This window comes from Burkholderia sp. RF7-non_BP4, from assembly GCF_001521935.1.
GTDB lineage: Bacteria > Pseudomonadota > Gammaproteobacteria > Burkholderiales > Burkholderiaceae > Burkholderia > Burkholderia diffusa.
Genome location: NZ_LOTA01000053.1, coordinates 63,870 through 78,075 on the forward strand (window position 1 = coordinate 63,870; position 14,206 = coordinate 78,075).

The 14,206-nt window shown below is 66.5% G+C and carries 11 protein-coding genes; 1 reads left to right on the plus strand and 10 read right to left on the minus strand.

Translation table 11 applies throughout. From position 1 onward, the window contains the following. Nucleotides 1-106: 106 nt before the first annotated feature. From WS49_RS18595 to WS49_RS18620, 6 genes are all read right to left on the minus strand, one after another. Nucleotides 107-1,066: a glycosyltransferase family 2 protein gene (locus WS49_RS18595; protein ID WP_059531589.1), complete on the minus strand. Its 960-nt coding sequence runs from the start codon at nucleotides 1,064-1,066 to the stop codon at nucleotides 107-109. A gap of 62 nt (nucleotides 1,067-1,128) precedes the next feature. Then, nucleotides 1,129-3,354 carry a polysaccharide biosynthesis tyrosine autokinase gene (locus WS49_RS18600; RefSeq protein WP_059531592.1) on the minus strand — a complete coding sequence of 742 codons (2,226 nt, stop codon included), beginning with the start codon at nucleotides 3,352-3,354 and terminating at the stop codon, nucleotides 1,129-1,131. 50 nt (nucleotides 3,355-3,404) lie between these two features. Further along, nucleotides 3,405-4,583, minus strand: a complete 1,179-nt coding sequence (locus WS49_RS18605) for a polysaccharide biosynthesis/export family protein (RefSeq protein ID WP_059531595.1) — start codon at nucleotides 4,581-4,583, stop codon at nucleotides 3,405-3,407. Then, nucleotides 4,577-5,020, minus strand: a complete 444-nt coding sequence (locus WS49_RS18610; protein ID WP_059531598.1) for a low molecular weight protein-tyrosine-phosphatase — start codon at nucleotides 5,018-5,020, stop codon at nucleotides 4,577-4,579. The genes WS49_RS18605 and WS49_RS18610 overlap by 7 nt, the downstream gene beginning before the upstream one ends. Before the next feature lie 40 nt (nucleotides 5,021-5,060). Further along, a complete protein-coding gene (locus WS49_RS18615) occupies nucleotides 5,061-6,476 on the minus strand; it encodes a UDP-glucose dehydrogenase family protein (protein ID WP_059531601.1) in 1,416 nt (471 codons plus the stop codon). Nucleotides 6,477-6,547: 71 nt separating this feature from the next. Continuing rightward, complete coding sequence (locus WS49_RS18620; RefSeq protein ID WP_059532388.1) at nucleotides 6,548-7,921, minus strand: undecaprenyl-phosphate glucose phosphotransferase; 1,374 nt, start codon at nucleotides 7,919-7,921, stop codon at nucleotides 6,548-6,550. A 427-nt stretch (nucleotides 7,922-8,348) separates the two neighbouring features. Here WS49_RS18620 and WS49_RS18625 point away from each other — a divergent pair, with 427 nt between their 5' ends. Next, nucleotides 8,349-9,875, plus strand: coding sequence for a mannose-1-phosphate guanylyltransferase/mannose-6-phosphate isomerase (locus WS49_RS18625; protein ID WP_059531604.1), 1,527 nt, complete (start codon nucleotides 8,349-8,351; stop codon nucleotides 9,873-9,875). A 121-nt stretch (nucleotides 9,876-9,996) separates the two neighbouring features. Here the strand turns inward: WS49_RS18625 and WS49_RS18630 are convergent, their stop codons facing one another. The 4 genes from WS49_RS18630 to WS49_RS18645 all read right to left on the minus strand — a co-directional run bounded on the left by WS49_RS18630 (nucleotide 9,997) and on the right by WS49_RS18645 (nucleotide 14,171). After that, nucleotides 9,997-10,938, minus strand: coding sequence for a transposase (locus tag WS49_RS18630; protein WP_059531607.1), 942 nt, complete (start codon nucleotides 10,936-10,938; stop codon nucleotides 9,997-9,999). A 723-nt stretch (nucleotides 10,939-11,661) separates the two neighbouring features. Further along, nucleotides 11,662-12,243 (minus strand): DUF3501 family protein, encoded by a 582-nt coding sequence (locus WS49_RS18635; RefSeq protein WP_059531610.1) that lies wholly within the window; start codon nucleotides 12,241-12,243, stop codon nucleotides 11,662-11,664. Between the two features lie 44 nt (nucleotides 12,244-12,287). Beyond that, nucleotides 12,288-13,625: a heterodisulfide reductase-related iron-sulfur binding cluster gene (locus WS49_RS18640; protein ID WP_059532391.1), complete on the minus strand. Its 1,338-nt coding sequence runs from the start codon at nucleotides 13,623-13,625 to the stop codon at nucleotides 12,288-12,290. A gap of 123 nt (nucleotides 13,626-13,748) precedes the next feature. Next, the gene (locus WS49_RS18645) at nucleotides 13,749-14,171 is read right to left on the minus strand and encodes a rubrerythrin family protein (RefSeq protein ID WP_059466550.1); all 423 of its coding nucleotides are present in this window, start codon (nucleotides 14,169-14,171) and stop codon (nucleotides 13,749-13,751) included. Between the last annotated feature and the right edge of the window lie 35 nt (nucleotides 14,172-14,206).

The window sequence follows — 14,206 nt, forward strand, 5'->3', positions numbered from 1 at the left end:
CCAAGGAGGCTGACCGTCCCCTTGGGGGACAGCGAACAAAGTGAGCGTTGGGGTCGTACCATTTCAAGCCCTCCGGGGATGGCCGCGCGTCGTGCGCGCAGCCCGTTCAAGACGTCACCGGCGGCATCGCCGCACGATGGGGGGCAAGGTCGGCGCGGCGCGCATCGCGTGCGCCGCGGCGCACCGCGCGCCAGTGCTCGCGCACGCGCTCGCGCCGCGCGGTATGCAGCGACAGCAGCACATGTGCGAAGCCCGGATAGACGCGCGTGCCGATCAGCGTCCACCACCACCACGCGATCTCGCGCCGCACCGGCGGCAGATGCTCGCGCAGGATCAAATGCAGGTTGTACGCGCCGTTGCTGATCGCATTGAGCGATGCGGCGTCGCGCCGGTCGTCGTCGAAACGCTCGGCCGGAAAATGATCGACCGCGATCGCCGGATCGTAGACGAGCGTCCAGCCGTCACGCTGCACCTGCATGCTGAAACCCATGTCGTTGTGCACCTGCGCGCCGGCGCCGCGCAGCCGCGTGTCGAAGCGCAGACGTTCGATCGCGGCGCGGCGGTAGCTCATGTTCGCGCCCTTGAGCATGTCGACTTCGCGCGCGCCGCCGACGCCCAGATGATGGTTGCCGATGATCTTGCCGGACAGCGTGAGCTGGCCGACGAGCTCGCGCGACTCGTCGAGCACGCGGCCTTTCTCGTGCACCCAGTCGCGGCCGCCGACCGCGCCCACGCGCGGGTCGGCCAGGAACACGGCCTCGATGCGCGCGAGCCAGTCGGCGCGCGGCGCCGCGTCGTCGTCGGTGATCGCGACGACGTCGCCGTTCGCCGAGTCGAGCCCCTTGTTCAGCGCGGCGACCTGCCCCGGCACGTCGACCGGCACGATCCGCAGCGGCAGCATGCCGCCGACCGACGGGTCGGCGAGGCGCTCGTGCGTGGCATCGTCCTCCGGGCGCGCGACCACGATCACCTCGTCGGGCAGCCGCTGCTGACGCTGCAGCGCCAGCAGGCAGCGCGCGAGGTCGGCGGGACGCCTGTAGGTCGGAACGAGCACGGAAATTTTCATCGAGGGTTCTCCAGTCGGCCGGGCCGGCGTTGCGCACGCCGGCCCGGTTTCGTGCAATGCCGTCAGGCGCTCAGGTATTCGTGGACGGCCGCATAGCCGCGGCCGTAGCCACGCGCCTTCGGCGGCACGCCGTTGAAGATCCCGCCTTCCAGATCGACGCCCGCGGTACGCAGGCGCTTGATCGCGTCGGCGATCTCGCCTTCGGTGTGCATGCCCGAGCGCAGCACCATGAAGGTCGCGCCGGCCATGCGGCCGATGATGGTCGCGTCGGTCACCGCCAGCACCGGCGGCGAGTCGATCAGCACGACGTCGTAGCGCTTGCCGAGCCCTTCGAGGTATTGCGGCAGGCGCGTCGACATCAGCAGCTCCGACGGGTTCGGCGGGCGCGTGCCGGCCGAGATGAACGACAGGCCCTGCACCGGCGTCTCGCGGATCGCCTCCTCGAGCGGCGACTGATCGCTCAGCAGTTCCGACAGGCCCGGCTGCGCGGTGAGGCCGAAGTAGCGGTCGAGCATGCCGCGGCGCATGTCGGCGTCGATCAGCAGCACGCGCTTGCCCGAATGCGCGAGCAGCACCGCGAGGTTGACCGTCAGGAAGCTCTTGCCGATGCCCGGCGTCGGACCGGTCAGCACGACCACGCGATTCTTCGCGTCCATCATCGCGAACTGCATCGCGGTGCGCAGGCTCCGCATGCTTTCGACGCTCAGGTCCTTCGGACGCAGGCTCGCGAGGATCGGCCGCGCGCGGCCGCCGCCCTTCTCGGCCATGGCGTCGAGCTTCACCTGCTCGGTGCTTTGCGGCACCAGCCCGTACAGCGGCAGGTTGAAGGTGCGCTCCACGCGATCCGGATCCTCGATGCCCTGGAACAGGTTGCGGCGCAGGAACACGACGCCGGTACCGAGAATCAGCCCGAGGAACACCGCGGCCGACAGGATCAGCACCTTCTTCGGCTTGACCGGATCGCCCGGGCGCAGCGCGGAATCGACGAGGTGGATGTTGCCGCCCGTGCCGGCCTTCTGCACCGACAGTTCCTGCACGCGGTTCAGCAGCAGCACGTAGATGTCCTCGGCGACCTTCGCGTCACGCTGGAGCTGGACGGCCTTCACTTCGGTCGCCGGCAGGCTGCGGAAGCGGTTGCTGAACTTGTCCTTCTCGCCCTGCAGCTCCGCGAGCTGCTGCTTCGCGGCGATCACCATCGGATGCGAATCGGTGAAGCGCTGCGCGAGCGACGCGAGTTGCAGGCGCTGAGCCGCGATCTGCTGCTCGTACTGCACGCTGCCTTCGAGGTAGACCTTCGCCTCGTCGCTCGCGTTGATCGAGCCGGACGTGCGCTGATACTGCGTCAGCGCGGCTTCCGCGCGCTCGAGGTCGGACTTCAGGCGCGGCTCCTCGCCCTTCAGGAAGTCGAGCATCTTGGTCGCTTCGGCCTGCTTCGCGATCACGTGCTGGTTCAGGTACGACTGCGCGAGCGCGTTCGCGATCGCGGCGGTCTGGTCCGGGTCCTTGCCTTCGAGCGAGATCTGCACGACGCCCGTCTGCTTGCCCTGCTCGGACACCTGGATGCCCGACTGGAAGCCGGTGATCGCGTCGAGATCGTTGTAGCGGACCACGGTGAACTGCGTGCCCGGACGCGCGACCAGCTTCTGCACGAGCAGCGTCACGCCGCCGCCCTGCTCCGATTCGCCGACACGGCCCGACAGCAGGCGGTTGCCGTTCGGTCCGACCAGCGTATACGTGCCGTTCGGGCCGGCCGTGAGCGTCATCTTCTTGCCTTCGAGCGCGGGCACGACGTTGATCGTGTCGACGTCGGCGACTTCGCCACCCCATGCATACGACCGCAGGCCGAACCACGCGCGCGACGGCTCGCCGGGCGTCGCGACGCGCGCGGACAGGCTGCCGAGCAGCGGAATCGTCTTCGGCACGACCGAGAAGTTCAGCTTGAACTGCTCGACGACCGGCGTGACGACGCCGCGGCTCTTGATGATCTCGATTTCCGCGTCGGTCTGCGCCTGCTGCGGGCCGCTGTTGATCGTCGCCCCCGTCTGCGTCTGCGTGAGCGCCTGCGACGTGTTGTCGTTGCTCTCGACCCGCACGTGCACGTCGGCCTGGTACACCGGTTTCGCGATGTAGCAGTAGAGGCCGGCAAGCGCGATGACGGTCACCGCGATGCCGAGCAGCAGCCAGATGTCGTCCATCAACACCTGGAGCAGCTGGCCGAGGACGACGTCCTCTTCCTCGGTTTTCGCGGTCAGATCCGCGTAGGCGTGTTTTGCTTGCGTGTTCACCATTCGTTCCCGCTTGAGTGGTGCCGGGGCGGAGGCGCCGCCCCGGCGGGCTATCAGCGCGTGATTTGCCGCATGTAGAAGATCGTCTGGATCGTCGGCAGCACTTGCTGCAGCACACGGTTGAACTGCACCGAGCTGGCCGTGCTGACGTAGACGACGTCGAGCGGCTGGAGCGGGAAGCGGCTCGACAGCATCAGCGCATCCGGCTGCGTCATGTCGAGACGGAACACTTCCGGCTTCGTCGGGTTGTCGCGCATCCCGCGCATCACGTAGATCTTGCGCGGGTTCGCATCGGTGTCGAGGATGCCGCCGCCGGCCGTCAGCGCGTCGGCGATGGTCAGCCTGCCCTTGAGCATCGGCACCGTGACCGGCGTCTTGACCTCGCCCATGATGAACACGCGGCTGTCGCTGCGGTCCGGCACGTTGACGATGTCGCCCTGCTGCAGCATCACGTTCTGCTTCACTTCGCCGCGGTCGAGCACGCCGTTCGCATCGAGCGTGTAGAGCTTGCCGTCGCGCGTCAGGCGCACGCGCTGCAGGTCGGCCTCGGCGGTCGAGCCGCCCGAGCGCGAGATCGCGTCGACCAGCGTCAGCGGCACGTCGCTCATCGCGAGCGGGCCCGGCGTCTTCACCTCGCCCGTCACCTGCACCTTCTGGCTGCGGAACGACAGCACGCGCACGTCGAGCTGCGGATTCTTCACGTAGCGCGCGAGGCGCGTGGCCAGCTCGTCGCGCGTCTGCGCGATCGTCTTGCCCGCCACGTGGATGCGGCCGACGAACGGGAAGAAGATCGTGCCGTCGGCGGCCACGGTCTGGCCGTACGGATCGGCCTGGCCCGGCAGCGACGACGAATACGGCTGCTGCAACGCGCCCGCGATCGTCTGCGTCGTGTTGCCGCCGCTCGAGAACGACTGGCCCTGCGGCGTCGTCAGCTCGGGGTGGTCCCACACGGTGACGCCGAGAATGTCCTGCGGGCCGATGCGGTAAACGTATTGCGACGGATCGGTGTAACGGCCCGGCGGCAGCGGGTGTTCGACCTGCTGCTTCTGCAGCTGATCCATCACCAGCTTCGCGTCGATGTAATGAACCGGATAGGTTTCGGTCTGGCCTTGCCGGCCTTCGTCCTTCAGGTTCGACGAGTCGAGATAGTTGCCGGGCGCGGTCGCGCAGGCCGACAGGAATGTCGTCATCGCGACGGCGAGCGCCAGCGGGCGCATGGGACGTTTCAGCATAGTTTTTGCAGCCATCCTTGAACCAGACGTTCGATCAATGAGTAGCTCTCGCGATAGTCGGCCTCGGGGCCGCCATGCGGATCCGCGATCTCGGCGTCCTCCCACTTGCCCAGCAGGTGGACCTTGCCGCGCGCGAACGGATCGACCGATTCGACGGCCTTGATCTGTTCGCGCTCGCTGACGAGAATCAGGTCGGCGTCGCGCACGATCCGGCGCGACAGCCGCCGCGACCGGTGCGTCGTCGCATCGACGCCGCGCTCGGCGAGCAGTTGCCGCATCACCGGATCGATGCCGTCGCCGTCGTTCGCACGCACGCCGGCGGAGTGGAACGTCACGCGCGGGCCGCCACGCGATGCCGCGTGCGACTTGAACAGCAGTTCCGCCGCCGGACTGCGGCAGACGTTCGCGTGACAGACGATCAGGATGTTCCGGAACATGGCGTCTCGATTCAGGTTACGGGTAACGGCGACGCGCGGATTACGCGTTGGCGCGCGCGGCGCCCGGCACGCGGGCGGCGACGGCCTGGCGCGAGCCGGGGCGGCCGATCGGGTGGTATTCGATGCCTTGCTCGCTCATCGTCTCCGGCTCGTACAGGTTGCGGCCGTCGAAGATCACCGGCGATTTCCATTGACGGCCGAGCGCGACGAAATCCGGGCTCTTGAACGCCTTCCATTCGGTAACGATCACGAGCGCGTCGGCATCGCGCGCGGCCTGCGCCTCGTCGTCGACGAAGGTGAGACGCTCGAGCCAGCTCGGGTGATCCGCGAGATCTAGCGCGAGCACGCGGCGCGCTTCCTGCTGCGCGACCGGGTCGTACGCCGCGATGCGCGCGCCGCGCGACAGCAGCTCGGCGATCAGCTCGCGGCTCGGTGCCTCGCGCATGTCGTCGGTGTTCGGCTTGAACGCGAGACCCCAGATCGCGAACGTGCGGCCCGTCAGGTCCTCGCCGAAACGCGCGACGATCTTGTCGGCGAGCACGCGCTTTTGCGTCGCGTTGACCGACGACACGGCCTTCAGGATCTGCAGCGACTGGCCGTGCTCGTCGGCGGTGCGGATCAGCGCCTCGACGTCCTTCGGGAAGCACGAGCCGCCGTAGCCGCAGCCCGCATACAGGAAGTGATAGCCGATGCGCGGATCGGAACCGATCCCGCGGCGCACGGCCTCGATGTCTGCGCCGAAGCGGTCGGCCAGGTTCGCGAGCTCGTTCATGAACGAGATGCGCGTCGCGAGCATCGCGTTCGCCGCGTATTTCGTGAATTCGGCCGAGCGCACGTCCATGTACAGCGTGCGTTCGTGGTTGCGGTTGAACGGCGCGTAGAGCTTCTTCATCAGCTCGCGCGCGCGCTCGCCCGGCACGTCGTCGTCGCAGCCGATCACGATGCGGTCCGGCCGCGTGAAATCGTCGACCGCCGCGCCTTCCTTCAGGAATTCCGGATTCGACACGACCGAGAACATCGGAGCGTCGCCGCCGCGCTTCGAGAGTTCCTCGGCCACCGCCGCGCGCACGCGCTCGGCCGTGCCGACCGGCACCGTCGACTTGTCGACGATCACCTTGAAGCCTTTCATGTAGCGGCCGATGTTGCGCGCCGCCGCGAGCACGTATTGCAGGTCGGCCGAACCGTCCTCGTCGGGCGGCGTGCCGACCGCGATGAACTGCACGTCGCCGTGCGCGACCGCGGCCTCGATGTCGGTCGAGAAGCGCAGGCGGCCGGCCGCGCGGTTGCGCGCGATGACTTCCTTGAGGCCCGGCTCGTGGATCGGCACGCCGCCGTTGTTCAGGACGTCGATCTTCGCCTGATCGACGTCGAGACAGAACACGTCGTGCCCGATGTCGGCGAGACAGGCGCCGGTGACAAGACCTACGTAACCGCTGCCGATGATAGTCAGATTCATGATGTGTCGGACCTCGTGACCAATGATTCGAAATTCGTGAAACCGGAGTGTCTGCGCGGGATGAAACCGCGTCAGTACGCGTTGCTGCCGGTGAAGCCTTTCCAGAGCGTCAGCACGACGATCTTGATGTCGAGCCAGAACGACCAGTTCTGCATGTAGTACAGATCGAGCTTCACGCGTCCCATCATCTTCTCGATCTGGTCGGTCTCGCCGCGAAAGCCGTTGATCTGCGCCCAGCCGGTGATGCCCGGCTTGATCCGGTAGCGGAACATGTAGCCCTTCACCAGATCCTTGTAGATGTCGTCGTGCGCGAGCGCATGCGGCCGCGGGCCGACGACCGACATCTCGCCCTTCAGCACGTTGATGAACTGCGGCAGTTCGTCGAGGCTCGTGCGGCGCAGGAAGCGGCCGACCGGCGTCACGCGCGAGTCGTTCTTGGTCGCCTGCGTGACCTGTCCGGCGACTTCCTGATGCACCTTCATCGAGCGGAACTTGTAGATCTCGAACTCGTGGCCGTCGATGCCCTTGCGCTTCTGGCGGAAGAACACCGGCCCGCGCGACGTGAGCTTGATCAGGCACGCGATCAGCACCATCGCCGGCGCGAGCGCCGTGAGCGCGGCCAGCGCGAACAGCCGGTCGAACACGAACTTCGGCAGGATCCGCACGTCGGTGATCGGCGACGCCGCGAGGTTGATCGCCGGCACGCCGAGCACCTCGACCACTTCCTGGTTGAAGAACGACAGCGTGCGCACGTCCGGAATGAAACGGATATTCACGAAGTCGTGGCGGAACACCGTCACGATCTGGTGAATCCGGCGCTCCTCCGTGATCGGCAGCGTGAGCCACAGCTCGCTGATCGCGCGGCTGCGCACCAGCCACACCAGCGATTCGAACTGCCGCTCGATGCGCACGTCGTCGAGCGCGACTTCGCCCGGCACTTCGCTTTCGTCGTACACGCACACCGGGTTGAAGCCCGCCTCCGGACGCGCCCGCATCTGTGCGATCAGCCGCCGCGCCGCCGGCGTGCCGCCGACGATCGCCACCGCCTTCAGGTTGTAGCCGCCGCGGCGCAGCTGCCGGAGCACGACGTGCACGCAAGCCTTGGAGCCGGCAAGCAGCGCCATCGTCACGAGCGCCCAGTAGCCGAGCCACAGTCGCGACAGGTCGCCCGACTGGTGGAAGCTGAAGCTCATCAGGATGCCCGCGAGCTCGACCACCAGCCACGCGAACGCGACGCGCCCCACCAGCCCGACGAGGCGCTTGCCGCGCCACGACTGGTAAATGCCGATCGCCGGAAAGAACACGACGACCAGCAGGCAGTCGAACAGCACCGTCGTGCGCTGCAGGTCGTTGAGCCAGATGCTGCCGCCGTGCAGCGCGGCGGCGATCAATGCCCCCAACACGACCATCGCAATATCGATGACTCTCGCCAGCACGCTCAACATGTCCGCTTCCTCTTTGAACAGGCGTTTGCCGAACAGCTCCTCGTGCAGCCCGTGCCGCACCTTCGATTCAAACGTTGCATGACGCTATTGAAGCGACAAGAAAATCGCGCCTCAAGCGCTCAAGTATTTCGAAAAATAATCGGAAATTCTTGCCGCGCGATTCTTGAATTAAATCGGCACGTTTTCCCGAATCGGTCGTGAATCGGGATTTTTTCGAGAACTTTACGGACCCCGGCAACCCTTTGCAGGATGGGGCCCCAGCCCGATTCATCGAATTATTTTTTATTTTTTTATTTGCATCGCGTGCGATAGGGGAAAAATTTCCATGACGCATGCGCGCCGAATATCGCGCATATCGCCCGGTTTTATTGTCGATTTACTTCATGCTACAAAACAGGCACTGACTTCAATCGAGGAGAGTGTCATCATGAATGCTCCGGCCGTGGCAGCCGATACGCGCCCTTCTTCTTCCGCCGCAACCGACGCCGCGACGCGTGTCGCGGTGCAGCCGGTGATCCTTGCCGGCGGTTCGGGCACGCGTCTGTGGCCGATGTCGCGCGAACACTATCCGAAACAGCTGATCGGCCTGCTCGGCGATCATTCGCTGCTGCAGTCCACCGCGCTGCGGCTCGACGGCCTCGCGACCGGTCATCCGCTGAACGACGACGTGCTGATCGTGTGCGGCGAGGATCATCGCTTCACGACCGCCGAACAACTGCGCCTGACCGGCAAGCGTGCATCGATCATGCTCGAGCCGCTCGGCCGCGACACCGCGCCCGCGCTGACCCTCGCCGCGCTGCGGATCGTCGCCGGCGGCGGCGATGCCGTGATGACCGTGATGCCGGCCGACCACGCGGTGGCCGACCAGCCGCGCTTTCATGCGGCCGTCGCGGCCGGCGTGCACTGCGCGGCCCAGGGCAAGATCGCGACGATGGGCATCGTGCCGGGCCGCGCCGAAACGGGCTACGGCTACATCCGCGTCGGCGCGCCGCTCGGCGACGCCGCCACCGGCAACCTCGACGTGCGCCGTCTCGACCGCTTCGTCGAGAAGCCGCATCTCGAACTCGCGCAGCAGTACGTCGCATCCGGCGAATACTGGTGGAACAGCGGGATCTTCATCGTGCGCGCGTCGGTGTGGCTGAACGCGATCCGCCAGCTCGAACCCGAGATCCTCGCGGCCTGCGAGCAGGCCGTCGCACGCGGCAAGGACGACGGCGACTTCTTCCGCGTCGATCGCGACGCGTTCGCCGCGTCGCCGTCGAACTCGATCGACTACGCGGTGATGGAGCGGCTCGTGAACCTGCCGCAGCTGTGCGAAAGCGTCGTCGTGCCGCTCGACGCGGGTTGGTCGGACGTCGGTTCGTGGGACGCGATCTGGCAGATCCTGCCGAAGGACGAAGCCGAGAACGTCGGCCGCGGCCACGTGCTGTTCGAAAACGCCGAATCGACCTTCGCGCATTCGGAAAGCCGGCTCGTCGCGTGTGTCGGCACGCACAATCTCGTCGTCGTCGAAACGCCCGATGCCGTGCTCGTCGCCGACAAGTCCCGCGTGCAGGACGTGAAGAAGATCGTCGGGCGCATCAAGGCCGAACGCGGCGCCGAAGCGACCGATCACCGCAAGGTCCATCGCCCGTGGGGGCATTACGACTCGGTCGACACGGGCGAGCGCTTCCAGGTGAAACGCATCGTCGTGAAGCCGGGCGCGCGACTGTCGCTGCAGATGCACCACCACCGCGCCGAACACTGGATCGTCGTGCGCGGCACCGCGCGCATCACGCGCGGCGACGAAACCTTCCTGCTGTCCGAAAACGAATCGACGTACATCCCGCTCGGCGTGTCGCACCGTCTCGAGAACCCGGGCAAGATGCCGCTCGAACTGATCGAAGTGCAGTCGGGCGCGTATCTCGGCGAGGACGACATCGTCCGCTTCGACGATACCTACGGACGCCAGTGACGCGATGTCCGCCGGGCGCGCCCTCTCGACGGTGCACCCGGCATCGCGGAAATGACGAACACAAAAAAACGCGCGGGCGTCGTGACGGACGACGACCCGCGCGTTTTCGTTCGGACGACGATCAACCTACGCGATACGCGTATTCGCGGCGATCCGCTTGCACCGGGTCGTTGCGGCCCTCGGACAACGCGCCCGCACGACGCTCGGCGATGAAGCGCTTGATGTCCGACTCGGCACGCGCCAGCGCGGACAGGCCGGCCAGCACCTCGCTTTGCTGCGCACGCACCGGTTCGTCGCTCGCTCCATGGCGATCGATCCACTGACGCGCCCAGTCGAGCGCGTACTGCTCCGCTTCCTCCGCATCGGTGAAGCGCGGGCCGATCAGGCCCGAGCGCTCGACGCGCCGGTCGTCCTGCATGATCTCGGCCCACGCGCGGTACATCAGGTTCTGCACCGGCTGCGCGCTGCCGCTGATCGTATAGCCGCGGTATTCGTCGACTTGCGGCTCGGCCGCGGCGAAGCTCGCGGCGGACGGACGCCCGTGACGCAGCCCCGCGGGCTGCGCGCCCGGCACCGCGAACGACGCACCGGACGATGCTTCGGCGGCGCCGTTCGGCATCGCGGTCAGCGAAGCGCCCTCGCCATCCCAAACGTTTGCCTGCGCGACCGGCAGTTGCCACGACTCGGGGTTCTGCCAGAACACGCCGCGCAGACGGTCGTTGTCGGGCACGGGCTCCGCACGGCATGCCGGCGCGACCGGCGCCGGCGGCGGCGGCACGTACGCGAACGTGCGCCCGCTGAACTGGGTCAGCACGTCGATCATCTGCAGCAGCGTGCCGTTCGCGAGCCACTCCTCGTAGCGGCGGCGGCACGTCGGCCCGGACGGATAGCGCCCGGGTAGTTTCGACCACGCTTCACCGGTCGTCAGGATCCAGAGAACCGCGTTGGCGACGACGCGCGGTTCGGCTCGCGGACGGCCTCGACGGTTCAGCCGAATGGGTTCATCGGCGATCAGCGCTGAAAGTCGAAACCACTCTTCATCGTTAAGCTCATCGAAGAACATAGTCGATTTCTCCACGCAGCCAGGCCGGGGCTGCGATTGTCGGCGCCGTCGTCACGCATCGCGTCACGGGGCGGCCCGGTTGCACATTATGGTTATCCGATCGTTGTGCATGCCGGTGCGACACCGCACTTTCACGGTGCCGCCATTCACGGCTATGGCGCACAAACTACGGTCTCACTCCAATGTGGGAATTTTTGTGCACGAAGCATACCATCCTCAGGGTTTATCTCAATATGACAATGACTTAATGTTACGAACTGAAACAACCTGCCATGGATGCGCAATCAATTTACGCTTGAATTTTTTTACGCGATCCTTATGCGAGATGCTGGGAAGCCCCGTCTGGCGGGGCTCTGCGAGGCCCGCCAGGCAGGCCTCCGGCGTTGTTCCGACCCTTGCCCGCAACCCTCCCGGGAATCGCCGCCGAAAATCGGTAAATCAGGGAAAAATTCGTAACAAGATATTCACGGATCGGTAATTCGTTCAAATTGCATTCGACTGAATTTTCCCGTCGCACAATCTTGTTATTGTTTCTCCGCGAGTAATGAAAGCGCTCTGAGGCCGATGCACATCGTTTCCCGGCATGCAAGCCTCGACGGGCCTGTTACATCTCGCCGTAGCGGACAGCCAACGGCGGCGGGCGCGACGATCGGGCGCCGCGTTTCGGGTCGGAACGATGTGGGGAATCCGCGCGATACGGGAAGCGGCGCCGGGCCGCGCGCGTCAGCGCAAGTCGCCGGCCAGCGACGCGGCGACGTCCGCGTCCACGCGTTGCGGCGGCATCGTATAGGCCGGGTGATCGCAGCCGATCGACAGCGTCGCGCCGCCCTTGAGCGCCGCGCGCATCGGCCCGTCCAGTTCGAAGCGCACGAAATGCACGGCCGAGGTCTTCTCCGCGTTGTCGCGATCGAGATCCTCGTCGGCGATCGCATAGACGTCGGGGTGCCCGTCGACGCGCAGGTACACGCGATCCTCGACGCCGATCAGCCGCGCGAGCGCCGCCCGCCGTTCGGCCTCGTGCTCGTATTCGATCTGCAGCGTCGCCTTCAGGTTGGTGCCGTCGGGCACGAGCGGCAGATAGGCTTCCAGTTCGCCTTCGATGCCGGCCTCGTCGAAGATCTTCTCGATGTGCAGCATTTCCTGGATCTGGTAGCGGATCGTGGTCTCGTCCTCGAACAGGAGGCGCAGATGGTTGCCGAGCGCCACCGCGCGGCGGCGCTTGTACGCGACGAGCCGCGCGTGTTCGGCCTTGCGGATCTTCGCGTACGCTTCGAGCGTCAGCAGCGAGTCGCGGGTCAGCGTCATGGCGTGTCCTTGGATAGCGTCGATGTCTTCGTGGAGCGACTGGTTCAGATGCCGTACGCGCGGCGCAGCAGCGTCAGCGGATGCGCGAGCGGCGCGGCGGGCAACCCTTTCTCGTCGATGCCCTGCACGATGTGATGGCCGGCGAGCGCGCAGTCCGACGACACGACATCCGGCTTCGGCTCGGCCATCGCCTTGAACACCGGCGCCCCGATCCGCATCGCGTCCGCATGGAAGGCCTTCTTCACGCCGAACGTGCCCGCATGCCCCGAGCAGCGCTCGACGACGTTCACGCGCGTATCGGGCACGAGCGACAGCGTGTCGGCCGTCTTGCGGCCGATGTTCTGCACGCGCGCGTGGCACGGCACGTGATACGACACGGTGCCGAGGCCCTGCTTGAAATCGGTCTTCAGCAAGCCGTCGCGATGCCGCGCGATCACGTATTCGAACGGATCCCAGAATGCGTCCGCCACCGCGCGCACGGCGTCGTCGCCGGGAAACATCAGCGGCAGTTCGCTCTTGTACATCAGCACGCAGCTCGGGATCGCGCCGATCAGCGCGTAACCTTCCCGCGCATAGCGCTCCAGCACCGGAATGTTGACGGCCTTCTTCGCGGCGACACCCGCGAGGTTGCCCTGCTCGAGGAGCGGCATCCCGCAGCACGCTTCGCGCGTGACCAGCTCGTACGGGATCTCGTTGTGCGCGAGGATCGCGAGCAGGTCGTGGCCGATGCCCGGCTCATTGAAGTTCACGTAGCACGTCGCGTAGATCGCGACCTTGCCGGGCGTGCGTTCGCCGTCACGTACCGGCGGGCCGTCCGAGCGTTTCGCGGCACGCCGAAACTTGCGCGGCGCGAACTCCGGCAGCCATGCGTTGCGATCGACGCCGAGCGCCGCTTCGAGCGCGTGGCGCGCGGGCGGCGTGCGGTTCACCGCGTTCACCGCCTGCGTGACGATCGGAATGCCCGCGAAATGGCCGAGCGCGTCGGTGTTCGACAGCACCTTGTCGCGCAGCGGCGCTTCCCCGCGCTTGTAGCGCGCCGCCTTGCCGCGCAGCATCAGGTGCGGGAAGTCGACGTTCCATGCGTGCGGCGGCACGTACGGGCATTTCGTCATGTAGCAGAGGTCGCACAGGTAGCACTGGTCGACGACCTTGCCGAACGCGTCCTTCGGCACTTCCTCGATGTCGCCCATCGGCGTGTCGTCGACGAGATCGAACAGCGCGGGAAACGCGCCGCACAACGACACGCAGCGCCGGCACCCGGCGCAGATGTCGAACACGCGCGTCATTTCCGCATCGATCGCGGCCTGGTCGTAGAACGCTTCGGACTGCCAGTCGAGCGGATGCCGCGTCGGGGCTTCGAGACTGCCTTCCTTGTGTGGCATGGGGCGCTCCAGCGTGGCGCGCATGCGCGCGGACGCGCCGCCCGCGTGACGCGGGCAGCGATCAACGCACGGCCGGCCGCAGGATGTCGGGCCGGGCCGTGCTGCCTTGCTGCCGGACTCGCGTCAGTCGACGAGTGCGTCGAGCGCCTTCGTATAGCGGTTGGCGTGGCTGCGCTCGGCCTTCGCGAGCGTCTCGAACCAGTTCGCGATTTCGTCGAAGCCTTCGTCGCGCGCCGTCTTGGCCATGCCCGGATACATGTCGGTGTATTCGTGCGTCTCGCCGGCGATCGCCGATTCGAGGTTCAGCCGCGACGAACCGAACGGCAGCCCCGTCGCCGGATCGCCGACTGCTTCGAGGTATTCGAGGTGGCCGTGCGCGTGGCCCGTTTCGCCTTCGGCAGTCGAGCGGAACAGCGCGGCGACGTCGTTCTGGCCTTCGACGTCGGCCTTCGAAGCGAAATACAGATAGCGCCGGTTCGCTTGCGATTCGCCCGCGAATGCGGCCTTCAGATTCTCTTCGGTCTTGCTGCCCTTGAGTTGAGCCATTTGCGCCTCCGTTCGAGTCGGCGCGGCCGCGTGCG